The sequence below is a fragment of the Thermosphaera sp. genome, assembly GCA_038827615.1.
Lineage (GTDB): Archaea > Thermoproteota > Thermoprotei_A > Sulfolobales > Desulfurococcaceae > Thermosphaera.
In genome coordinates this window covers 128,908-152,346 of record JAWBNK010000002.1, presented here as the reverse complement: position 1 = coordinate 152,346, position 23,439 = coordinate 128,908, and the positions used below count along the sequence as shown (strand labels likewise).

Genomic DNA, 23,439 nt, shown 5'->3' with positions numbered 1-23,439 from the left:
TGGTGTTTAGGATAAGAGCCTCCCGGTTTTCCTACTGAATAGCAAGGCTTTTCTGAGATTAAACTCCAAGAATACTTCTTCCCCAGGCTGGAAGGAGATGCCCGCGGGTTGTTTGATCTTTAATAAATCATCGCCGACTTTAATGTCCAGGATGGTCTCCGAGCCCAGGGGTTCAACTACTTCAATCCTGCTCTTCAACACGCCCAGCCCTTCCCTCGCATCCTTTGAAACAATAGTATCCTCCGGCCTAACTCCAAGATATACTTCCAACTCTCCCTCTCCCACTAGCTTCGAACCTATTGAGGGATCCAGAGGGATGGATAGGCCCTCGCGGCACTCCAAGACGACCCTGGTTTCAACCCTGCCGCTTCCAAGGATCCCGCCTTCATAGGCCGGCGGAACAACGTATTCGACAGGTGTTTTCTCGACGATTGAGCATTGAATTAAATTCATAGGGGGAGAGCCGATGAACGTGGCCACGAAAGTATCCGCGGGGCGAGCGTAGAGCTCGTCTGGAGAGCCGACTTGGGCAACCCTACCCTTGTTCATTACTGCTATTCTATCAGCCATGCTCATGGCTTCAACTTGATCGTGGGTAACGTAGATGGTCGTTATCCCCAGTTGTTTTTGAAGCCTCTTCAGCTCTCCCCTCATCAGAACCCTTAGCTTCGCGTCAAGATTACTCAGCGGCTCGTCGAGCAACCACACCTTTGGCTTCCTGACAAGGGCCCTTGCAAGGGCAACCCTCTGCTGTTGCCCACCGCTGAGCTGCGAGGGATATCTCTCCAGCAGTTCTTCAATCCCGAGAAACCTAGCTGTTTCTAAAACCCTCTTTCTTATCTCCTCCTTGGACAGCCCGAGGGCTTTCCTGCGCGATTCCAGCGGGAAAGCTATGTTCTCGAAAACAGTCATGTGAGGATATAACGCGTAGTTCTGGAACACCATCGCAACATCTCTATCCTTCGGGTGTACATTGTTAACCACTTTATCATCTATGTATATGAACCCTTCATCGGGGAACTCGAGGCCTGCGATCAACCTTAGAGTCGTGGTCTTCCCGCAACCGGAGGGGCCGAGGAGCGAGAAGAACTCCCCATCCACGATGTTTAGATCAACGTGGTCTACCGCCACTACTCTCCCATATCTCTTGACGACTTTCTCAAGCTTAACCCTAGCCAATGAGTAATCCCCTTGATATAAATTAAGTGTTTATGGAGAAAAAATATTTTTATTTAAATAATATCAAGCCCTCCTCTTCCTCATGAACAATAAGAGCATCGCTCCAACCAACACTACTGCCACTACGACAACGCCGATCATCCAGGGGAATTCTGCCTGCTGAGCAACAGGCGTCGTGGGCGTGGTAGTAGTCTCCGGGGGTGGCGTCGTAGTTGCCGGCGTGGTCGTCTCAGTCGTAGTAGTTGTCACCGGCGTAGTCGTAGTTGTAGTCGGAGTCGTGGTCTCGGGCGGGGTAGTGTAGGCTCCCACTCCCTCTAAGACCGCGAGAGTCTTGGACTCGATGTCGTAGCTCTTCAACATGCCGTATTGTTGCTCCTTCGTTGATGCCAAGAGGTCTAGGACGTATGGGAGGACTCCATTGAGGACTGCGAGAGCGTAGTCCGAGGGAACTCCTACAGCCCACTCACCTCCTCCAACCGTGAAGGATCTTATCTTCGAGGGAGCGTAGCCATCGTGGCTTGTTACTGCTACTACATAGATCCACTTATCGATGTTCTCAACATCGTATAGCATGGTCTTCGGGACTTCGACGATAATCCTGTTGTTGCCTGTATCAGCATAGGCTTTGAACTCCCCTCCCTGCGCAGTGGGGAGCTCCTTATCATAGTAGTAGATCCCCGTCTTCTCCCCTAATGGAACCGCGTCGGACCCCCATCCAGGGGCCACCAGTAGGGCCATGTGCCATGCGTGTTTGCCGGCAATATTGACGTTGAGACCGTAAGTGTCTGTCCTGCCTCCCGAGAGAGTTGTGTGGATGTAAACGTGTACCTGTTGCATGCTCCATCCGTTGGGACCACCCCACGGGTTTCCTCCCAGGTTTCTGAACGTTATCGTGAAAACCACTTTATCCCCTGCGTCGACGACCTGGAATTTGGTCAAGTCGAACACTCCTGGAGCGAACACGGGATTCGACGGGTACGTGTACCCTCCGGGTCCGTCGTCGTCGCCCACGGGGTCATCCATCTCGAACACTACGTTGCCCGTTACCGCCTTCACCGGGACTTGAAGCTGGTGGGTTAGCCCCAGCCTGGAAGACCATTCCGCGGCCTCACCGTTATAGTATACAACTACGACGAGGTACGTGTACTCTCCCCTGGGGATGTTCAAAGTGTTCCAGTCCACGGATGATTCAACCGTTGTCAAACCGCCAGACGAGCCCAAGGCTAGTGCTCCGTTACCAGCGGGTATCCACGATCCGCTTCCGCCGGCTTTGTTAACGCTTATTGTTGAACTGGATAAGTTGATCAACACCTCCCTCATCAAGTACATGCCGAGGTCAACCTGCGTGTACCTTGGGTAGATGTTGTACCCTGGGTTGTAAGGCGACAGCGAAGTATTGGAAGATGTGAAGTAGACTGCAAGCGATAACTTGCTGGGATCAACTCCTTGTGAAACATTAAATGCAAGATAAAGCTTCTCGGCGTCTAACAGTAGATACAAGTTCCTAACGTAAGTTGAACCGACTGTAATGTTCAAGCCTGCTCCGCGGGATAGGCTCGTGAACCATGAGCCCTCGAGAACCCCGTCAATCGCGATTGGCGTTTCAATCGGCATAGGCATGTCAACGTTTAACGAGCCAATGGGTCTCCCATCGGGGTACGATTTAACGTTGAGGTATGATGGAGGCTGCAGGTCCGCGAGCTCGTATGCCGCTTTTAAATAAGCTTTAAAGATGGGGTCGAACGTCTCCGGGGAGCCTCCCCCGTCGCCGCCGTACCACCACCACCAGTCGCTCGCCTCCGCTTTCAACAAATACCTTGCTATATCGGGTCTTGCATCATATAGCTGTTTGAAGCTCGTGAAGCCTAGTTTCTCGAGAATCTCCTTCCTAGCCTTAGCCATCCACATCCATGCAACATTCTCCTGTCTATCACCGATCCACGTGGTTAACTCCCCGCCGGACCAAGAACCCTCCGGCAACCTCGCCGAAACGGTCCTCCTCGGGAGATCACCATAGGCGTCGCCGAAGCCTACTGGGGGAATGTTGGAAATATCCTTGCCCGCAAGGTCGAGATACTGGTAGCTGCCGAGCGGCAGGGGCTTAGCCGTATCAGGGAATCTCTGAACGAACTCCCACGGGGTCACGGTCTCTACTAACCCCTGGCTCTGGAGCTGGCTTATCCTCAGGTAAAGCTGGTTTAAGAAGAGGGTTCCAAACCTTTCATAATTCTCCCAGGGGTTTTCACCGTCGAGAGCTATCACTACGAGCCGTGGACCAGTTGCTTGGCTTCTGAAAGCCAGGATCCTGTTTATCAAGTCCTCCACGGCTTGGGAATAGTCCCAGTTACTGTACTGGAAGCTTAGGAGGTTGCTCAGCTCAGTGTTTCTGAAGAAGACGTATATCCTTCCTGATGGATAGTCTATGTACCATGGAACCCCCAGGTTGTTTATGTCGCTGGTGGATACACCGGTCTTGGCGAGTATTGATTCATCCGTGATCGTCCAGTTTATTCCCGCGTTCCTGAAGGCCTCGACAACATAGGAGTTTACTGCTTGCTCGGCAGGCCAAGCCCCCCTTGGAGTATAATTGAAGTAGTCCCTGAATAATTGAACGCTAACGTTTACATGCACCTCAATATCCTCAGACCACCCGAAGTCAACGATTATCGGGGCTAATGGATGACTATAGGGGACGGGGATTAACTCAACCTGCCCCGTTGAGGCTAGGGACTTGTACTTGGGAACAACCTTGGACATTATATCCTGGTGTACCTCGAGAACCCTTCTTAACTCGCTCACCGTGAAGTTCGGTCTCGCGTTCTGGTAAGCCCTGTTCATTAATTGAAATACGTCGGGGTACTCTTCTTCGGCTACAACCGGGTCAATCCAGAACAAGTTGAACAGTGTGGCTAGGTCTACGACGTTCTGTCCAGTGAGGTCTCCACCAGTAAACTGGTTTACAACGCAATCAATCAACTCCTGATCCGTCGTCGCTGTAGCCGAGCATGTCGAGAAAGCCGTCTGAGCCATGGTCCGCAGCTCGCTAAACCTCGGGATAACGTTGACAATCCTGTTCCAATTAATATCGAAGAAGCCTCCGGGAGTCCTTAGAGCAGAGAATACCTCGGTCTTGTTAACGGTCCCGTTCACGATCTTCCATGAAATTATCTGTCTAACATCCATCTTACCGTTCTCGACATAATCCACAAGCATCTCGAGGAGGGAGCCTGAGAACGTGAAGGTTCCTTTCACATCAGGGTATTTGCTGAGGATGTATGCCATTTTATAATAGTTTCCAACGCTGTGCATTCTAACCCATGGTAGCGTGAAATACGATTCATCAACGCTATAGTACCACGGCTGGTGGTAGTGCCAGACGAATGCTACATATATTTTTGATTCAGCTGATTCAACCCTGGGCGGAATTACTGCGAAACCGACTATTACCAAGGAGAGTAATATGATAGTGAATAGTTGCCTATACATACAACCACCGTTAAGATTTAATATAGGAGTCCCAGTCTTATTAACCTGCATAACATTATGGCTTTAAATAATCGTTTAAACAGCCCGCGAGCCACAGCTCCATGCACGACACGGAAGACCCCCGCCAGAGCCCTTCCACGCAGGCTTCAGCCCCGGTGACCCATGAACGCTTGCGTCCAGGGTTAGGTTGCTCCCTTCCGGGCCTGGCCGGGTTCCCCTGGCTAAGGCGGTTCACCCGCTTCCTCCGAAGCGGGCTCCGCCTCCGCAAGCCCCATGGGGCGGGGATCACCAACCCGCGTGGGGGTTGACGGGGTCCGCCGCGCCGTGCATGGTTTTCTGGTCCAGCAGAGCTGGACCCTCCCCATGGCTCGCGGGCGTTTATTATTTTATCGTTAGAGATTATTAACTATTTCAACGCTAGAAGGGGAGGGGAGCTATCATTAAAACGAGAAGTAGTGTGCCCATCGAGTTCAATATTAGTCCGAGCTTGTCCCCCAGCACCTCGTAGATTATCCTGCCTCCGTCTGTTATGAAAAGCGGCGCCGCGTTAATCAGGGCAAGGTTAAAGTTTACTAAGTATATCCATGAAAGCAGCTTCAGCAACATCATGCCTGCTTGATACCCGAGGAACCCGGTCAAACCTTCAGCCGCTACTCTGGTCTCCGCTATTTCGACGCCGAGCTTGATGGGGGATGCGTTCTTGTAAACATGCTTCAACACTACCTCACCGCTCGGTTTCAGAACCTTGAACTCGAGCACTCCTTCCACGCTTGCGGAGAGAACGCTCCTCAAGTCATTGAAGCCCGCTAGCTTCGTCCCGTTCACGGATAATAATACATCCCCGCTGGAAATTCCAACCGAGTCCGCGATGCTGTTAGCCTCCACGTTAACTACGTAGAGTGCTGGGGTCGAGAGTAGTAGGATGAGCGAGAAGAACGCTAAACCTATTAAAAGGTTGACTGCGACTCCCGCCGCTAGAATACTGGACTTGGCCTTCAGGGCGGATGACTTGAACTTCTCCTCCGAGACCTCTACGAAAGCCAGGGGTAGGATTAAAGCAATCATGAATCCGAACGATTTGACCTCGACATCGTTGCTCACCGCCGTCTTACCGTGGAAGTATTCATGAGTGATCGCTGCAATGCTCACCGCTATTACGAAGTATACCACGTCCAAACCCCTCACGTTGACCCCTGGGATGAGCAGCACGGCCCCGGGGGCATTGCTCCAAATTCTCGAAGCCACCGTGGTGATTGAGAAGTATAGGAAGAGCCCTAGCGAAGCAATGAACAAGCCGGTGAAGACGTAGTTTAGTTTTCTAAACCATTTACCAGGCCTCGGGGCTAACCTCCCCTTCAAGATAAGTAGGACGCCGTATTTGAGCTCAAGCCCCTTCACGGCACGATGGTTTTTAACAACCCTGAATACCGCGTTAATTACGAGCCAGGCGATTAGAATGATTATGAGACCTATTGTTAACGTATCCATGTATCTCTGCACACCACGGTAAAAATATGGTAAAACGTAATTTAAATAATGAGAATGCCCTGGGGATGTGAGGTTTTCAACGTGGTTAGGGAGAAGATTGAAAGGACGCCCGAGTTTAAAGAAGTAACTTACGACTCGAGACACTGGGCCCTGCTGAACGAGTTGAGGAGGGAGGCTTTAAAGATAATGCAGGTTTTCGCGGCAAGCGGGTTCAAACCCGTTGTCCACGGTAGCTTGGCCAGGGGGGATGTCTGGGAGGGAAGCGATGTAGACGTCTTCATCCCGTACACCATACCCTCCTACAGGCTTGAATACATCTTGGAGGCCTCGGGGCTACAGGCTAGAAAGAAGTACATAGTGATGGCTACGCCGGTTAACACGCCCAAGGCCTACATCATCCTTGACGACGAGGAGCGCAGGACGGTGAGCTTCCCATTGTCCAACTTGAAGACCCGTGAATACGAGTTCTACAAGTTCGGGGGTTTGCTTGACATCGACGGCTTGCTTGAGAATAAGCGGGTCCCCGGGGTTAACAAGAAGCTAGTTTTCATCGAGCCCGTTGAGACCGGCCACTTGGAATCCCCCGTAATCGGCTACGAGAACATCGTCGCCCAGAAGCTCGGAATCAGCGTTGAAACCGTGCTCGAAAGGGTGAGAGTCCTGAGCAGGAGGGACAGCGTTGGCAGAACCGGCGTCTTCCTGAAACACGTTCTCCGGCCTGATGAAACGTTCGAGCAAGCCATTCAAGAACTATCGAGGAGGAACAGCATTGTGAGGAGGGTTCTCCAACCCTAGCATGTCTTGTCCTGTAGAGCATATCTTAAGAGGGCGATAACGCCTCCGAAGCCGGCTACTTCAACCCCAATATCGCTCCTCCCAGATATCATCCAAACATCGCTCCTAGACGCATAACATCTCTCCAGTATTTCGAAGACCCTAGTCCTAACCGATTCATCACTGCTTTTAATTAAGTCGGAGACTACGACCAGTTTCTCCACGGCGTTCATCAGTGAAGCACAGTAAACTTCGTCAACCCCGTATGCAACCCTATCCGGTTGTTCAACGACGAGCCTCTTGAAAACCTCGAAAACCTCCCTAGCCCTTACTATAGAGAGTTCTGAAACAACCTTCTTGACAACATCCCTGCGGAGGAGCTCGCTCAGCCCGCTACACCCTCCTATTGACGTGGAGTCAACGTGAACGGGTACATCGGTTCTCCTGGATCTGATCGCGCTGGCGAGGACGTTTTTAACATCGCCGGGGCCGCTGACGATAACGGCATCCATCTTCTCCCTAGACAGGTAGTCGAGGACTTGCCTTAAAACATCGTCAATATAGTTGTTCAACATGGCCTCATAGTTTCCAGCATAAATCTTCCCGGGCAACCTCCCGTAAGACTCTCCCAGCTGAAGAACCCCTTGCTCGGTGAGCACCGCTATACATGCTTCATCGTAGTCGATGTTGACTAGCATGATTCTCTTCCTCTTCACGGAGCTCCTCCTAATCGTCTCAAGCCGGTTTTCAGACCATTTTTCTTTGAAAATCGATAATACGTCCCCGGGGGATACATTGATTGTGTGGTAATGCCCCTTAACCCCAAACTCCTCCGGCCCGTCGACCACGACTCCTCGTATCCTCAGCCTGTCGGAGAATTCCTGGAACTCGAGCTTCTCAACCCTTAAACCCAGGTTCATCGCCACCCTCCTGCTGGAGCCTCCCTCACCTGGTTTCACCTCGCGGGTGGTTCTACCGTAAACGATATCCCCTGTGTCGAGCAGGTTGTACAGTATCCACAGGTCGTCTTCATCCTCCACGAGTATCTTGACCCATCCCTTCTTCAAGTCCTCCTCAACTATTTTCAACTCCAACCACACCCACGTAGCATGTTTATGAGATTGTTTAAACATTATTTTTAACGGGAAACCCATGCTGCTCGATTTCTACCTGTTGGATGTGAGTTATGAAATAGTTTCTCAGGAACCCCACATCATAATTTGGGGGATCAGTAGAGATGGGAAGAGGATACTTTTAAGGGACAGGCGCTTTAGACCATACTTCTACGCTATCCTGCGCCAGGCGTCCCAGCCCGATGCCGTCGCGAGGAGGATCACTGCATTATCTGAAGCGGCTTCACCGCTGATCAGAGTGGAGCCGGTTGAGAAGAAGTACTTTGGAAAACCTGTCACCGCGTTGAAGATCGTTACTGTAATTCCCGAGTATGTGAGGAGGTATAGGGAGAAGGTTAAGCAGGTGCCCGAGGTGTTGGAAGTCGTTGAAGCAGACATCAGGTTCAGCCTGAGATACGTACTCGACCATCATTTAAGGCCTTGCGGGTGGCATAGGGCTGAAGTAGAGGCGAGGGTTAAGAATCCTCAGTATAGAGTCGAAGAAGAGTATGAAGTGGTCGGGGAGATAACGCCCCTCGACGACTGGTCGACCCCTAGGCTCAGGATACTTGCATTCGACATTGAAGTCTACAACGAGACGGGGAGCCCTAAACCCGAGAGAGACCCCGTGATCATCATAGGGGTTTTAACAAGCGAGGGCTTGTTCAAACAGTTCCTTGCCGAGGGAATGAGCGACAAGCACGCGATAATGGAGTTCGCTAAATTCATACAATCGTACGACCCCGATATCATTGTAGGCTACAATAGCAACAGGTTTGATTGGCAATACCTACTTGAGAGGGCTCGCGTCCTAGGAGTTAGGCTTGACGTGGGGAGGAAGAAGGACTCACCTCCATCGACGAGCACGTATGGTCACGTATCAATCACCGGGAGGCTGAATGTCGACCTTTACGATTACGCGGAGGAGATACCTGAGATTAAGATAAAAAGCCTGGATATTGTCGCCGACTACTTAGGGGTTATGAAGAGGGAGTCGAGGGTTTTAATAGACTACATGGAGTTCCCGAAGTACTGGAACGATCCCTCGAAGAGAAGCATTCTGCTAAAGTATAATGAAGACGATGTCCGCTCGACAATGGGGTTATCGGAGAAGTTCCTGCCCTTCGCGATGCAGTTATCGAATATTACGAGGCTTCCCCTAGACCAGGTTGGAGCCGCCAGCGTTGGAAACAGGCTTGAATGGTTCCTAATGCATGAAGCGCTTCAGAGCAACGAGTTGACCCCGAACAGGGAGGAGAAGGAGGCTGAAACGTATAAGGGGGCCGTAGTTTTATCGCCTTTGAAAGGAATACACGAGGACATCGTAGTCCTCGATTTCACAAGCATGTATCCCAACATCATGATCAAGTACAACGTTGGTCCAGACACTATTGAAAAAACCACCAGTTGCTCTCCTAACAACCACAACATTGCCCCGGAGGTTGGACACTGCTTCAGGAGGGAGCCTCCCGGCTTCTTCAAGAACGTATTGTCAATGCTCCTCGACGTTAGGAGGCGGTTGAGGGAGGAGTTGAAGAAATATCCCCCTGAAAGCTTGGAGTACAGGGTTCTCGACGAGAGGCAGCGAGCAGTGAAAATACTGGCGAACGCTGCATACGGCTATATGGGCTGGCTTGGAGCCAGATGGTATTGCCGCGAGTGCGCTGAAGCCGTAACTGCTTGGGGCAGGTCTATGATTACAAGAGTGATAACCAAGGCCAGGGAGATTGGTTTGAAAGTGGTATACGGGGACACTGACTCCTTGTTCGTTGAAAACAACCCATCCAGGGTCAAGGAGCTTATGGAGTATGTTGAGAAAGAACTAGGCTTCGATATAAAGATCGACAAGATCTACGAGAGGGTGTTCTTCACAGAGGCCAAGAAAAGGTACGCGGGCCTCTTAAAGGATGGCCGAGTAGACATCGTAGGGTTTGAAGCAGTTAGAGGCGATTGGACGGAGCTTGCTAAAGAAGTCCAGGAAAACATTACCAGCATACTGTTGAGGGAGAAGAATGTTGACAAGGCCGTCGAATACGTGAAAACCGTTATATCTAGCCTAATGCAAAGTAAGATCCCCATCGAGAAGCTAGTGATATGGAAGACTTTGACGAAGAGGATTGAAGAATACGATGTAGAATCCCCCCATGTAGCTGCCGCTCGAAAACTAGAGAGGAAGGGCTTAAGAGTAGATGTTGGAGACAAGATCGGTTTCGTCGTAGTCAAGGGCCCCGGCAAGATATCGGAGAGGGCTGAGCCATTCAACTTTGTCAAAGACCCAAGGCTTTTAGACGTCAACTACTATATTGAGCATCAAGTGATTCCTGCAGCCCTGAGAGTCCTCGAGTACTTTGGAGTTACGGAGAACGATTTGAAAAGAGTCGCGTCAACCGCCGGTAAGAGGAGTTTATTCGACTACTTGGGCAAACAGTGATCGCGAAGACGTTACATGCGGATATATAAGATAAATATTTTATTATGTTTCCACCGTTAGTTAATTACGTGTTTAAAGAGGTTATCTTATGACAGGGGGATTGTCAACAGATGTGTTAATAAGGGAGACGATTTACACGACAATCCTATTCATATGGGTATTGATCGTTGTAATACCTCTAACGAAAATCACATACGATGCAATGATCAAGAGAGGCGTAACCCATATTAAAGCAGTATATTATAACAGGAAGATAATACACATACTTGCGGGAGGCGTAGTATCCATACTCATACCCCTCCTCGGGTACTCAACACCTGTAACGATAATACCGATGCTGGTGCTACTGTTTCTCGCCACGTACATACCGCATAAAACCGGTAGGCTCTTCTACTGGTTCCAGGACCCTGACAACATTAACGAGGTCAACTTCGTGATAATGTGGGGACTTGTCATGATTGCATCATGGGTTGTTTTCCGAGACTGGGCGTACGGTGTTGTACCAGTAGCCTTCATGTCTTTCGGCGATGGCGTGACGGGGATAGTGAGGAATGCATTATATAATAGGAGGAACAAATCGTGGTTCGGCAATCTAGCAATGGCGGTCGTCACCGTGCCGGTTGGACAAATCGTACTAGGATTGCCTGGAGCTCTTGCGGGACTCATCGCGAGCATTGTAGAGCATTTTGAAATACACAGCAAAATCGATGACAACATAACCGTTCCCTTGGTGAGCTTCCTGATAATCCTAGGGTTCAGGTTTTTCGGAGTCTAACCTTATATTGCAAATCCCTGCCGAACTGTTTCACATATTTAATCAATGAAGAAGATCCTTCAGACTAGGGTGTGTTGCTTGAACTATCGGGTAAAGGATTTGGAATTGGCTCGAGAGGGAAGCCTTAAGATCGAATGGGCTGAGAACCACATGCCAGTTTTAATGCTCCTCAGGAGGAGGCACCGCGAGCATAAGCCGTTTAGAAACCTCAAGATAGGAGCAGTTCTCCACGTCACCAAGGAGACAGCAGTACTCGTTAAGGCTTTCAAGGATGCTGGCGCCGAAGTCCTGCTTGCAGGGAGCAATCCACTGTCGACGCAGGATGACGTGGCCGCCTCCCTCGTCGAGTACGGTGTAAGGGTTTATGCTTGGAGGGGGCAAACCCCGGAGGAGTACTACTGGTGTCTCCGCAAGATAGCTGAAGAACGCCCCGATATAGTACTTGACGATGGCGCTGACCTGCACGCCCTACTTCACGCTGAATACCCTGGTGTTGCCGGAGAAGTCATCGGCGGCACGGAGGAGACTACGACCGGCGTCAACAGGCTCGTAGCAATGGAGAAGGAGGGGGTTCTCAAGTACCCGGTCATAGCCGTAAATAATGCTTACACGAAGCACATGTTCGATAACAGGTACGGCACGGGGCAGAGCACGTTCGACGGCATATTGAGGGCTACGAACATCCTGGTGGCAGGCAAGATTGTGGTTGTCGCCGGGTATGGATGGGTTGGGAAAGGAATTGCCGAGAGGGCGCGGGGGCTGGGCGCTAGGAGAGTAATAGTGGTTGAAGTCGACCCTATACGGGCTCTCGAAGCAGTTCACGACGGTTTCGAAGTCATGAAAATGATCGAGGCTGCGCCGCTGGGAGACATATTTGTAACCGCTACTGGGAACAAAGCTGTGATCAGGGGGGAGCACTTCGAGCTGATGAAGGATGGAGCCATACTTGCAAACGCGGGCCACTTCAACGTTGAGATATGGATACCCGACCTGGAGAAAATGTCCGTCGGGAAGAGAGCGATTAGAAGCAACGTGGAGGAGTACAGGCTGAGGGATGGGAGAAGGCTCTACCTGCTCGCCGAAGGGCGCTTGGTCAACCTCGCAGCCGCGGAGGGACATCCCAGCGAGGTAATGGATATGAGCTTCGCAAACCAGTTCCTAGCCGTTAAATACCTCGTCGAGAACAGGGGTAAACTGCCCTCGAGAGTGATGAATCCTCCGATAGAAACCGATAGAATGGTGGCTCGCCTCAAGCTGGAGGCGATGGGGATATCGATCGATGTTTTGACGCCTGAGCAGGAGGAGTATTTGAAATCCTGGAAAGCGGGTACGTGATTCAACCAGGATGCTTGAGGTCAGCGAGGAGCATGGGCCCGCGGGGATTCGAACCCCGGTCCACCCGGTTATGAGCCGGGCGCTCTACCAGGCTGAGCTACGGGCCCATTGAGTGTCCTCATGATTCTTAAGTGGACTATTGGTTTTTTAATCTTTACCGTTTCCCTTGCTTAAGCGCGCAGATGTATTTACACGCCGCGTCAGCAGCTATTGCGCCGTCAGCAGCCGCTGTTATTATCTGTTCAAACCTGTACTTAAAGGGCCCTCCCGCTGCATCACCAGCCACGAATATGCCCGGCAGGTTAGTGCTCCTGTCCACGTTGACTTTCGCTCTGCCCGTTTCATCCAGCTCTAGACCAATCTTCTTGAAGAATTCAACAGGTGGTTGTAGCCCTATCTCGACGAATAACCCGTCTACGGGGATAACCTCCTCTCTGCCCTCAACCTTGTTTAACACTCTTACTGCTTCAACTTTCTCCTTTCCAATGACCTCTGTAACCACTGTATCGAGGAGCATTGAAATGTTTGGGGTGTTGCGGGCTGCTTCAACGTAGACGTTGAAAGCTCTGAACTCGCTCCTCCTGTGAATCAAGTATACTTTCGAAGCGATCTTGGACAGGTATATTGCTGATGTTAAAGCAGCGTTACCGCCTCCAACTACTGCGACAACCTTACCCTTGAACAACGGGCCATCGCATGTTGCACAGTAGGATACGCCTTTGCCGACAAGCTCCTTCTCTCCCGGGACGTTCAGCTTCTTCTTCTCCGAACCTACTGCGAGGATGATTGCATGCGCGCAAACCTCCCTCCTGGCATCCCTTAAACGGACGCACCACAAGTTCTCCTCCGGCTTACGGGACACGTCCGTGATCTCGTCGATTACTATTGGGACATTATACTTTTTCACGTGCTTGACAAACTTATCTGCGAGGTCGTTCCCAGTTATATCAGGTATTCCTATGTAATCATCCACCAGTGGGGCCTCAGTAATGTTCCCCCCTAGGAGCTTTGTGACGAGGAGGGTTTTATGACCGTATCTCGCACTGTACAAGGCTGCCGTTAAACCCGCCGGACCTCCTCCAACCACTATGGTTTCATACTTATCCTCCAACATAGGGCTGGTTCGAACCGCGGACAATCCTGTGACCCTGAACTTAGCACTCATTAGGCTCACCTAATCATTAGTAACGTTACAAGCATTTTAAACATGTAGAATAATTATATAATTGGTGTGAAACGTGGAGTACACGACTCTCGGTTGGACCGATCTAAAAGTCTCGAGACTAGGGCTGGGGACGTGGCAGTACAGTGAAGCATGGGGGTTAACCGACTACGAGAAGGCAAAGCAGGTTGTCGCCAAGGCCGTCGAACTAGGAATAAACTTCTTCGACACTGCAATGGTATATGGGAGAGGGCTGAGCGAAGAATTCCTCGGCAAGGCTCTCAAGGAGGTTGGAGTTAAGAGAGACGAAGTCATAATAGCCACGAAAATACCCGGCGACTTCCTAAACCCCGATGATATTTTCAAGGCAGTTGATAAATCCTTGAAGAGGCTGGGGGTTGACTCCATCGATCTTCTCCAGCTACACTGGCCTCCGTGCTGGCACAATTTCCCAACAACGGCGTATGCTAAAACGCTCGAGAGGCTGGTCCTCCTGGGTAAGGTGAAGTACGTTGGAGTCAGCAACTATCCCGTGGTGTTGATCGAGGAATTAAGGTCCAGTTTCTCCTTCACGGACATCGTGAGCATGCAGTACAGGTTCAACCTAGCCGAGCGTTGGGCTGAGGAGGAGCTCATACCTTATGCTGAGGCAAACGATTTGACTTTCATACCTTGGAGCCCGCTGGCGAAGGGGGCTCTCACTGGGAAATACACGCTGGAGACGTTGCCGGAGTTTAAGGATGTTAGGAGCACTGAAGCAGTTTTCCACCCGGACAACATGGCTAAACTAGAGAAGCTAATCAACACTATAAAGGAGGTCGCAGGCAAGTACGGTAAAAAGCCCTCCCAAGTCGTGTTGAACTGGATGCTCAAGTATAGTCCAGTGATGCTTCCAATACCCGGTGCTAAAACGCCCGAGCAGGTTGAGGAATTAGCCGGGGCTGTCGGCTGGGAGATGTCCTACGACGACTGGAGGCTAATAGACAGGGAGAGCAGGGCCGTTAAAATATCCTATGTTACCTGGTAGTTTTCGATAATAGTGCATTGTAAACTATAATACCGGAGAGGGCTGAGGAGGGAAGTCCCCTGGGAAACTTTTTAATCCACACCATCTTAACACCCTCAAGCTCTCTCCTACTCGGCTCGACATCCCCTGCGTTCAGGACAGCCGCCGCGCTGGTGTTTGCCGCGAAGACTTCCTCGAAATCCTTCTCCTCTCCATCCTCGCTCAAGTAGTAAACAGGGTTAGCGCCGAGGACCTTGGAGACATCTGAGAGCTCGGGGAGCACTATCAACGGCTTCCCGGTTTTGAACGCTATTTTATGGGCCTCGGGAATACCTATCTGGGCTGCAGCGCCGATGGGTTTAACTATCACTGGGGTAAAGGATTCGTAGAGGTACATTGTCTTCAAGAACTCTACGACCTTGTGAATGCCCGTCGGCGAGTAGAGCACTACGTACACTAATATCCCCCTTCTTCATCCAGTTTTCTCGCAACGTATAAACCTATCGCCTTGGCGAGCGGTACTGGCACAGCCTCACCTATCATATTGTACTGATCATCCCTTCCTCCAGTGAAGATAAAAGAGTCGGGAAACCCCATCAGCCTTGCCTGCTCTCTAACCGTTAAAAACCTGTTCTCATAGGGGTGTATGAAACGGGAGGAGCCTAGGACCGTGGGAGCTATTTTCTTCGGGTGGAGGCGTATCAGGTTCGGCAACTCCTTCTCCGCGCCCTGATAGCGGATCATTGCCTCACCCCAGTCGAGGCGACTCATCTTCTTGATCTTCCTCGCAGAAGGCTCCTTCGGCATTTCGTGGTTCGGAGGGTAATTACCGGGGGGCGGCAGGTCCCTCAGGGCTTCTTCCACCGTTATCTTAGCCGGCGACGGCTCCGGCTCGATCTTAATATTGGATACGAACATCCTCCTCCTATGGCTCGGCGTCCCATACTTCTCGGCTTCAAGAATGTTAAAATACACCTCCCCGTAGCCAACTCTCTCGAACTCCCTCCTCAACGCGTCTTTCAAACCATCCTCCACGATAGCTGGAACGTTCTCCATTACGAAGACCCGGGGCTGGAGTATTCCGAGGATCCTGATGTAGTGTAGAGTCAGCTGACCTGCTGGATCCTTGTAAAGCCTGTCTAAAGGGATGCGCTCCCGCCTAGGGTTTGCCCCCGTGTAGGGCTCGCAGGGGGGACTACCTATCAGGACGTCGATCCTCGTGTCCCCGAGAATTTTCCTCAGCAATGAAGCATTCAAGTCTTTAACATCCTCTAATAGTACCCTTACCCTAGGAAAGTTGAGCTTGTATGTCAATCCCGCCGGGTTGTAGTTGTCGACTGCTAAGAGGGTTTCAAACCTATTCGTGAGATGGAAGCCCAGCGAGAATCCTCCAGCTCCGGAGAATAAGTCTACGACGGTATACTTTCTCAACCTACTCCTCACTCAGCTCCGCTATTTTCTCGTCAAGCTGTTTTATCTTGGCCTCAAGCAGGGACAAGATCTCCTCGTTATTAGACTCGAGAAGGTCGGCTCCGTCGTTCATGCATTTGAAGTCGTTTAAGTACGCTTCATCGAACGAGTATCTCCTCCCGCAGACAGGGCACTCATAGATGATGTTTTCCCTCTCGAAAATCAGCCTTGCCTCAAGCCTCTCCCTGGCTTTCTTCAGCCTGTTGAGGATAAAACTCTTGAATGCTACTCTGTTTAAAACCCAGATGTGAAGGGTGGAATCCTTCGTCTTCAGTTTGCCGGGCACCACTATGGCTTCCTCAGACATTTTCTGAAGGATCCTCCTTCCCTCGTTCGACTTGACACCGGTGTCCTTAGTGAGGGTTTCCTCTGCGACGTAGCCATCGTTATTCATCATGTAATCGAATAACTGTAGAGCTATGTCTCCGTATGTTTTAGCAATCATCTCCCTCGTCAAACTTATCAGTGTGTCGTCCTTGCCGCTTCTCTTTCTCGACAGTTTTATCACCAGGCACAACAAAGACCGCTCGGTCATTATTTAATTTATTAATACACTCTCATAAATCCAACTATTGAGCGAGAGGGGTGCCAAGTGAGCAAGCTCTTGATGCTCAAAGTGAAGAGTAAGGGGTGTGCAAGCTGCACGCTAACCGCTGTACGCCACATCCTCAGGATCCCCGGAGTCAAGGGGGTTAGGTCTAGACCGGATTACTTGATCGTCGTGTTGGATGAAAACGCTGATCCGCAATCCGTGCTCAATGATGAAGAACTCAACCTCTACTATAGAGTGGTTGAATGGAGGTTGGAACAAGGCGACGAATCTTCTTCCACGTTCAGGTTGAGCTCCAGAGGATAGAAAAATTTATATAGAAGCCATTAGATTCGTAGATCATTGGATTCTTAGATTACAAGGGTGAATAATATGGCTGTTGAACCAACTGGAATACCTGTATTAATACTTAAGGAGGGAACTCAGAGAACAGCTGGAAGAGATGCTTTGAGAACAAACATAATGGCTGCTAGGGCAGTCGCCGAGATGATAAAAACCACCTTCGGCCCCAAGGGCATGGATAAAATGCTCGTTGACGCCCTCGGAGACGTTACAATAACGAATGATGGAGCCACAATACTGGATAAGGCCGAGATACAGCACCCCGCTGCCAAGATGCTCGTGCAAGTCGCGAAAAGCCAGGACAGCGAGGTTGGAGATGGAACGAAGAGGGCTGTCGTGTTCTCCGGCGAGCTGTTGAAGAACGCCGAAGAGCTTCTCGCCAAGAACATCCACCCGACCCTGATAATAGCCGGCTACAGAAGGGCTATGGAGGAAGCCCTCAACATTCTGTACCAGATTGCCGAGCCGATAAGCGTTGACGACGAGGAGGCTTTGAAGAAGATTGCGAAGACTTCGTTAACCAGTAAAGCAGTTCACGATGCTAGAGAGTACTTCGCCGAGATGGCTGTTAAAGCCGTCAGGCAGGTGGTTGAGCTCAGAGGAGACAAATACTATGTTGACTTAGACAACGTTCAGATAATCAAGAAGTATGGTGGTGCGCTCTTAGACTCGATGCTGGTCTACGGAGTAGTCTTGGACAAGGAAGTAGTCCACCCCGGCATGCCCAGGAGAGTGAGCGAGGCAAAGATCGCGTTGCTGGACGCTCCTTTGGAGATTGAGAAGCCCGAGATCGATGCTGAGATAAGGATCAATGATCCAAGCCAGCTGAAAGCCTTCCTGCAACAAGAAGAAGAGATATTGATGAAGCTCGTCGACAAGATCGTTGAAGTCGGAGCAAACGTAGTGATAACTCAGAAGGGTATTGACGAAGTAGCCCAGCACTTCCTCGCTAAGAAGGGCATTCTAGCGGTGAGAAGAGTCAAGAGGAGCGATCTCGAGAAGCTTGAGAGGGCCACCGGCGGCAGGATCGTGAGCAATATCGACGACTTGAAGCCCGAGGACCTGGGCTACGCGAAGCTCGTGGAGGAGAGGAAGATTGGAGAAGACAAGATGGTTTTCGTAGAGGGGTGCAAGAACCCGAGAGCCGTCAGCATAGTGATAAGGGGAGGGCTGGAGAGGCTGGTCGATGAAGCCGAGAGAAGCATGAGAGACGCGTTGTCAGCCGTAGCTGATGCGATAAAGGATGGGCGCGTCGTCCCGGGCGGTGGAGCAGTAGAGATCGAGCTCGCTAAACACATAAGAAGGCTCGCAATGAAGGTTGGCGGCAAGGAGCAGTTGGCGATTGAGGCTTTCGCGAAGTCGTTGGAGGGTCTCGTAGTAACCCTCATCGAGAACGCTGGGCTAGACCCCGTCGACATGATAATGAAGCTTAGAGCCGCTCACGAGAAGGACGATGGCAAGTCGATAGGAGTCAACGTCTTCGGAGGAGACATAGCCGATATGAAGAAGATGGGCGTTATCGAGCCAGTGAGCGTGGTAGCGAACGCCATAAAGGCTGGCACAGAAGCCTCTACGATAATCTTGAGAATCGACGACTTGATAGCGGCCAGCAAGCTGGAGAAGGGCGCTGAAGCCGGTAAGAAGCCTGGAGAAGAAGAAAAGAAGGAAGAAGACTAATCTTTTCCCAATCCCCTACTCAATTCTTATCAACAACGGTTTTTTAAGAACCGGGTTGTATAGAAGGGCTTCTCCAACGCTCAGATACGGGAGAATCCTAGCGATCTCCTGCTCTACGAATAAGCTCCGAGAAACTAGTTCCAAGTCAATGCTTGCCTTCACCGAGTGAACGATCTTAGTGTTAGTGTTGACGAGCACGTGATCCGTTATTAAGGAGGGGGATTGCGTGATCACGCAGAATCCTATATTGTTCTTCCTAATCTCTCCCATCATCCTCGCTAGGAACCAGATAGGGTTTTCCCTTCCCAAGTAGTTGTGGGCTTCTTCGAGGAGAACAAGGTACTTCCTCCTCAGGCCATAATTCCTGTTGATCAGCCTCGCCAGTAGAAGGGTTCCATAGGTTCTCCTAACCGTGGTGTTCCGGATTAGCGATAGGTCAATCAAAACCGGCTTGCCGGGGGTTAGCTCCTCCAGGAAACCCTCGTTCCCCCCTTCGAACAGTTTCAAATACGGGTTCACCGCCAGGATTTTGATCTTCCTGTAAAGAGAGAGCCTGGCTTCTCTAACCCAGCCTGCCTCATCGTAATGGGATTCTATTGCTCTAATCAATGATTCAACGCTGTCCACACGCTTACCCTTCTCGCTTAGGATTTTCCACAGTAAGTACTCCTGGGGAGGCGTGAGCCCGAGCACATCGGTTAAAACCTCCGCATCGACCCGGATGTCGCGGGACCCAAGTAGCTCCACTGGTTTCTCGAAGGGGTTTATTGAAACACTCTCCTCGAGAACCTCCCCGTACTCGCCGTGCCAATCGAAGACTAGTACGGGGATCCCCTTCAAACTCGTCCGCAATGCTATCCTGGATGCAGTGTAAGACTTGCCCGTCCCTGTTGCCCCTATGATCAGTATATGCCTGTTCAGCGAGTCCAAGGGGAGTCTAGCCTCGACTGCCGGTACTGTGTTGATCACCTTCCCCAGCGTTATATAATCCCCCTTGAACTCGTCGCCTTCAACCAGCCGCTGGAGCGGGTACTTTACCCTGGGCTTAGCAGTTATAAAGGGTATCACGCCTGGTTTTCTCCTGCGTAGAAAAAATTTCTCAAGCCTTCCGCGACCCTACGCGTAAGCGACTCCTCGTCGACGAATTCGAAATCCAGGGCTTTACACGAGGATTTGAGCAAGCTGTATACGAGTTCACGCTCCCTAACTCCTTCTCCCTCGCTATCAGCCTCGATGATCAACAGTGTTTCAACATCCCTGTGAGATATGCTTGTTAAGACGTGGTAAGTGATCCCCGGGTTCTCCACAGCTCTTTGCTTAACTAGCTCCTCGATCCTCGAGAGATCCTCTTCCACCTGCTTTTCATCAGCGTTCACGAACGTGTAGACTCGGAGGAGTTTAAGAGACCCCTTCATGAACACCCTTGGTATTAGTCTCCTTTAAAAAATTTATTGTTCAAAAACATTTATTGCTTGAAGTCTACTCCAACGAAGACTTGATCCATCGTGTTGAGCCCCGGCGGGCTCGGGGTCTTCAATACGATGAGAAAACCGTGGAGAGATATTATCGTCCTCACGTGCTCTCCAATCTTCCCAGTAGAGACCACGTAGCCCTGCCCGCAGAAATAATGTTGTAGGCACTTCTCCTTCTCCCGCGTTATCTCAACCAGCATATCCTTCGCGACCACTGCTTTCGGAACGACCTCGTTGTGAAACTCTACATCAAGTTTAGCATCACCGCACGATGCGTGAACTCTGAAGACCTTGGGCATTCTAAGGTCTTCAACGCCCTCGACGACGCATTTCAGCTCCATACTCATGGCTCATGCACTCTCAAAACCTATTTAATCTGTTTTTTAACTAAGAATAAATAACGTTAAGCTAAATTAAAGCTTTAGGTGATCACGATGTCCGTGATGGATGCTTCAAGGAAGCTTATAAGTGAGCTCTCAGGCATGATCGATAAGAAGGTTAAAGTGGTTTTAAGCGATGGAAGACACTACGAGGGAGTTCTGCTTGGTTTCGACCACCCCTCCCTTAACCTGTTGCTCCAAAACGCTGTTGACAATAGCGGTGCGAGGTATCCGAAAGTAGTGGTGAAAGGGGAGAGAATATCAGAGATTCTGATTTCGGAAGTCCCATTATTCGACCCCGAGGAGTTCAAGGAGTTTATACTTCGTGAAATGAAGATCGCGGATCACTTGGTGAGAGTGATTCCCGAGGCCAGGATAGTGGAAGTCCAGGGAAGGTACAGGATTAGCGAGAAGGGCGTTGAAGGCGTTGGACCGATGGCTGAAACACTCTATAGCTTATTCAAGAAGTACATTGCGGGCAAGGAGAAGGCTGTCAAGGGATAAGGGATTTGCATTTTGAACCAAGAGAATACGATCTTGCCGGGAAGATAGGCAGGCTCAAAACTAAGCACGGAGTTGTTGAAACTCCTTTTTTATTCCCCGTTATAGACCCGTTGAGGCAGGCGCCTGGTTTAAACGTAGTACGCGAGATAGGGTTCGAGGGATTCATAACAAACGCGTACTTATTCTACAAGAGGAATAATGGAAAAGTGAAAAACATACATCAATCCCTCGGCTGGGATAAGCCTATAATGACTGATTCAGGGGGATATCAAGTCCTCGTATACGGGGATGTAGAGGTAGATAATAAAACGATCGTAGAGTATGAGAAGAAAATAGGCGTGGATATTGGCGTAATACTTGACGTTCCAACTGGCAGCAAGATGACGTGGGATGAGGCGTTAAAAGCGGTTCGCGAAACCCATAGGAGGGCGGTTGAGGCTCTGCCGTTGATTATGGATTCTGATCAGATATGGGTCCTCCCCATCCAAGGATCCCCCTACAAAGACCTAGTCGTAAGGTCATCGATCCTAGCTTGGAGGCTTCCCTACCAAATGTATGCCGTAGGCTCTCCCACAGTGCTCTTGGAGAAGTATGAGTACAAATATATTGTTGAGCTGACGGCGATAGCTAAGCTACACCTACCCCCGGATAGACCTCTCCACGTTTTCGGGGTAGGGCACCCCATGATCATTCCGTTCCTAGTGGCGGTTGGAGCAGATTTCTTCGACTCAGCAAGCTACATCCTCTACGCTAGAGACGGTAGATACATGACCGAGACGGGGACGAAAAACGTTAAGGAGCTCTCTTATCTTCCGTGCAACTGCCCCGTGTGCAGCAGGTATACAGCTAAGGAGTTGAACGAACTGAGCGATCGCGAGAGGGTGGAAGCACTAGCTACTCACAACCTGCACGTCTTAATGAAGGAGTTGAAGACTGTTAAACAATACATCCGCGAGGGACGCCTATGGGAGCTCCTCGAGTACAGGAGCAAGTCGCATCCCAGCTTGAGGCTGGCGTTTGACGTTGTGAAAAAGTACCGAGACCTAATCGATAAGTACAATCCCCGGTCGAAACCTGATGGGAAAGCATTATTCATAATCGATAGAGACTCCGTTGAAAACCCTAGAATAGCGTATGCAAGAAGGAAGAGCTTGGAGATGCTTGGAGGATACGTTAAGGAGAGAAGGATTATACTAGTGCCCGCGCATTCGAAACCGTTCTCTCATCAGCAAGAGTACGTTAAGATCGCCTATAATCCCAGTTTCGCAGAGGGTAAAGAATACGAAGTGCTCTTCATCCACCCGGTCCTAGGCGTATTCCATCCTTCAATCTCTTCAACCTACCCATTCTACCAGCATGAAGGAAGGATCACCAAGCATGTCATAAACCCTAAGCTTATTGCATCCTTGATCGACAAGCTCATAGGCGAGAAGGAAGCGAGTGAAGTCGTAGTGCTGGAATCCTCGTGGATGACTAGAGATTTATTTGAAAAGATAAAGAAAACAGCAAGGCATGGAGATAGAATCTCTATATGTAGCTTAGGCGAGATTTCTTCTCGGATAGCTCGCCCTCCATAGCTTTCTCGATCTTCTCCCTCTCCATCTCTATAGCGTCAATTATCTTGGCCTCCTCCAAGAGGGAGGAAGTATCTATCTTAGCGTTAATCAACTCCCCAATGATCTCAACGGCAACCGCGCTTGCGCGCGGATCGGGCTTGTAGAGATCTGTGTATGAGAGGATTACCACCCCCTTCAAACCGTAGGCTTCAACAAACATCATAGTCAAGGCCAGGGGGCCTATTACATGCCTGTTCTTGAGAACCGGGGCGTTCAGACTTATCTTGGTGGCCCCGATGGGGATCCACCTGTACCTTTCATTCTCGTCTTCTTTAAGACTAGGGTCTAATCCGCCCACAAGTATTGCCTCTTCGACTTTGAATGCCTTCATTAATAAAGCTGTGAACTCCGCGTAATCCGTTCTCTCGTGAATGTGCGGCACGGCGTTGTTGAGCAAGACCAGGATTTTACGCCCGGATGCTTCTCCAGCATAGAGCTCAAACGGGTACAGTAAACCGCCTTCACCGTACAGAGTTACCTCGGGCATATGCCTAGTCTTTATGAAGCCTATCTTCTCGAGCTTCAGCTCCCTCACCAAGTGGCGCGTCGTTAAGTAGCCGACCATGCCGAATCCTTGATACCCTGTGATGAATAGGGCGTTCTCGAAGAGCTTTCTATCGATTGGTTTCAACGGTATTATCCTGATGGTTCTCATAACGTTCCTCCCACGTCTCATGACG

21 protein-coding genes, 1 tRNA gene and 1 other RNA gene are annotated in these 23,439 nt (G+C 50.4%); 9 read left to right on the top strand and 14 right to left on the bottom strand.

The genetic code is table 11. The annotated features are described in order from the left end of the window. Positions 1 to 6: 6 nt before the first annotated feature. The 4 genes from QXH45_07060 to QXH45_07045 all read right to left on the bottom strand — a co-directional run bounded on the left by QXH45_07060 (position 7) and on the right by QXH45_07045 (position 6,153). Positions 7 to 1,179, bottom strand: a complete 1,173-nt coding sequence (locus QXH45_07060) for an ABC transporter ATP-binding protein (protein ID MEM2078998.1) — start codon at positions 1,177 to 1,179, stop codon at positions 7 to 9. 63 nt (positions 1,180 to 1,242) lie between these two features. Then, positions 1,243 to 4,665, bottom strand: a complete 3,423-nt coding sequence (locus tag QXH45_07055) for a glucodextranase DOMON-like domain-containing protein (protein ID MEM2078997.1) — start codon at positions 4,663 to 4,665, stop codon at positions 1,243 to 1,245. An 88-nt stretch (positions 4,666 to 4,753) separates the two neighbouring features. After that, positions 4,754 to 5,035: signal recognition particle sRNA (gene ffs / locus QXH45_07050), an RNA gene on the bottom strand. A gap of 47 nt (positions 5,036 to 5,082) precedes the next feature. Then, positions 5,083 to 6,153, bottom strand: a complete 1,071-nt coding sequence (locus tag QXH45_07045; GenBank protein MEM2078996.1) for a M50 family metallopeptidase — start codon at positions 6,151 to 6,153, stop codon at positions 5,083 to 5,085. A gap of 81 nt (positions 6,154 to 6,234) precedes the next feature. Between QXH45_07045 and QXH45_07040 the strand changes: the two genes are divergently transcribed. After that, the gene (locus tag QXH45_07040; protein MEM2078995.1) at positions 6,235 to 6,948 is read left to right on the top strand and encodes a nucleotidyltransferase domain-containing protein; all 714 of its coding nucleotides are present in this window, start codon (positions 6,235 to 6,237) and stop codon (positions 6,946 to 6,948) included. On the opposite strand, the gene QXH45_07035 is transcribed toward QXH45_07040, so the two are convergent. Then, positions 6,945 to 8,015, bottom strand: coding sequence for an mRNA surveillance protein pelota (locus QXH45_07035; GenBank protein MEM2078994.1), 1,071 nt, complete (start codon positions 8,013 to 8,015; stop codon positions 6,945 to 6,947). The two genes, QXH45_07040 and QXH45_07035, sit on opposite strands and share 4 nt — an antisense overlap. Positions 8,016 to 8,079: 64 nt before the next feature. Between QXH45_07035 and QXH45_07030 the strand changes: the two genes are divergently transcribed. From QXH45_07030 to ahcY, 3 genes are all read left to right on the top strand, one after another. Then, on the top strand, positions 8,080 to 10,470 hold the full coding sequence (locus QXH45_07030; GenBank protein MEM2078993.1) for a DNA polymerase II: 2,391 nt from the start codon (positions 8,080 to 8,082) through the stop codon (positions 10,468 to 10,470). A gap of 88 nt (positions 10,471 to 10,558) precedes the next feature. Next, a complete protein-coding gene (locus tag QXH45_07025; GenBank protein MEM2078992.1) occupies positions 10,559 to 11,245 on the top strand; it encodes a dolichol kinase in 687 nt (228 codons plus the stop codon). Between the two features lie 78 nt (positions 11,246 to 11,323). After that, positions 11,324 to 12,580, top strand: coding sequence for an adenosylhomocysteinase (ahcY, locus tag QXH45_07020; protein ID MEM2078991.1), 1,257 nt, complete (start codon positions 11,324 to 11,326; stop codon positions 12,578 to 12,580). Positions 12,581 to 12,613: 33 nt separating this feature from the next. On the opposite strand, the gene QXH45_07015 is transcribed toward ahcY, so the two are convergent. Continuing rightward, positions 12,614 to 12,687, bottom strand: a tRNA-Ile gene (locus tag QXH45_07015). 47 nt (positions 12,688 to 12,734) lie between these two features. Beyond that, positions 12,735 to 13,745, bottom strand: a complete 1,011-nt coding sequence (locus QXH45_07010) for an FAD-dependent oxidoreductase (GenBank protein MEM2078990.1) — start codon at positions 13,743 to 13,745, stop codon at positions 12,735 to 12,737. A 73-nt stretch (positions 13,746 to 13,818) separates the two neighbouring features. Here QXH45_07010 and QXH45_07005 point away from each other — a divergent pair, with 73 nt between their 5' ends. After that, positions 13,819 to 14,769 (top strand): aldo/keto reductase, encoded by a 951-nt coding sequence (locus tag QXH45_07005; protein ID MEM2078989.1) that lies wholly within the window; start codon positions 13,819 to 13,821, stop codon positions 14,767 to 14,769. On the opposite strand, the gene QXH45_07000 is transcribed toward QXH45_07005, so the two are convergent. Genes QXH45_07000 through QXH45_06990 form a run of 3 tightly spaced genes read right to left on the bottom strand, consistent with a single transcriptional unit; the run spans position 14,759 to position 16,753 of the window. Next, a complete protein-coding gene (locus QXH45_07000; protein MEM2078988.1) occupies positions 14,759 to 15,205 on the bottom strand; it encodes a RecB-family nuclease in 447 nt (148 codons plus the stop codon). The two genes, QXH45_07005 and QXH45_07000, sit on opposite strands and share 11 nt — an antisense overlap. Further along, a complete protein-coding gene (locus QXH45_06995; GenBank protein MEM2078987.1) occupies positions 15,205 to 16,191 on the bottom strand; it encodes a DNA cytosine methyltransferase in 987 nt (328 codons plus the stop codon). Before QXH45_06995 ends, QXH45_07000 begins: the two co-directional genes overlap by 1 nt. Beyond that, on the bottom strand, positions 16,181 to 16,753 hold the full coding sequence (locus QXH45_06990; protein MEM2078986.1) for a transcription factor TFIIE: 573 nt from the start codon (positions 16,751 to 16,753) through the stop codon (positions 16,181 to 16,183). Before QXH45_06990 ends, QXH45_06995 begins: the two co-directional genes overlap by 11 nt. Before the next feature lie 57 nt (positions 16,754 to 16,810). Here QXH45_06990 and QXH45_06985 point away from each other — a divergent pair, with 57 nt between their 5' ends. Further along, a complete protein-coding gene (locus QXH45_06985) occupies positions 16,811 to 17,074 on the top strand; it encodes a hypothetical protein (protein MEM2078985.1) in 264 nt (87 codons plus the stop codon). Positions 17,075 to 17,140: 66 nt separating this feature from the next. Further along, on the top strand, positions 17,141 to 18,787 hold the full coding sequence (gene thsB, locus QXH45_06980) for a thermosome subunit beta (GenBank protein MEM2078984.1): 1,647 nt from the start codon (positions 17,141 to 17,143) through the stop codon (positions 18,785 to 18,787). Positions 18,788 to 18,802: 15 nt separating this feature from the next. Here thsB and QXH45_06975 read toward each other — a convergent pair whose 3' ends face one another. Genes QXH45_06975 through QXH45_06965 form a run of 3 tightly spaced genes read right to left on the bottom strand, consistent with a single transcriptional unit; the run spans position 18,803 to position 20,606 of the window. Further along, positions 18,803 to 19,855 carry an ATP-binding protein gene (locus QXH45_06975; protein ID MEM2078983.1) on the bottom strand — a complete coding sequence of 351 codons (1,053 nt, stop codon included), beginning with the start codon at positions 19,853 to 19,855 and terminating at the stop codon, positions 18,803 to 18,805. Continuing rightward, positions 19,852 to 20,202 (bottom strand): hypothetical protein, encoded by a 351-nt coding sequence (locus QXH45_06970; GenBank protein MEM2078982.1) that lies wholly within the window; start codon positions 20,200 to 20,202, stop codon positions 19,852 to 19,854. The genes QXH45_06975 and QXH45_06970 overlap by 4 nt, the downstream gene beginning before the upstream one ends. Positions 20,203 to 20,252: 50 nt before the next feature. After that, positions 20,253 to 20,606 (bottom strand): DNA-directed RNA polymerase subunit G, encoded by a 354-nt coding sequence (locus QXH45_06965; protein MEM2078981.1) that lies wholly within the window; start codon positions 20,604 to 20,606, stop codon positions 20,253 to 20,255. 87 nt (positions 20,607 to 20,693) lie between these two features. Between QXH45_06965 and QXH45_06960 the strand changes: the two genes are divergently transcribed. Together QXH45_06960 and tgtA are read left to right on the top strand one after the other, a co-directional pair. Further along, on the top strand, positions 20,694 to 21,143 hold the full coding sequence (locus QXH45_06960) for an Lsm family RNA-binding protein (GenBank protein ID MEM2078980.1): 450 nt from the start codon (positions 20,694 to 20,696) through the stop codon (positions 21,141 to 21,143). A 5-nt stretch (positions 21,144 to 21,148) separates the two neighbouring features. Continuing rightward, entirely contained in the window at positions 21,149 to 22,720 is a 1,572-nt protein-coding gene (tgtA, locus tag QXH45_06955) for a tRNA guanosine(15) transglycosylase TgtA (protein MEM2078979.1), read from the top strand. Here the strand turns inward: tgtA and QXH45_06950 are convergent. Beyond that, on the bottom strand, positions 22,671 to 23,414 hold the full coding sequence (locus tag QXH45_06950; protein MEM2078978.1) for a PAC2 family protein: 744 nt from the start codon (positions 23,412 to 23,414) through the stop codon (positions 22,671 to 22,673). The two genes, tgtA and QXH45_06950, sit on opposite strands and share 50 nt — an antisense overlap. Positions 23,415 to 23,439: the final 25 nt, after the last annotated feature.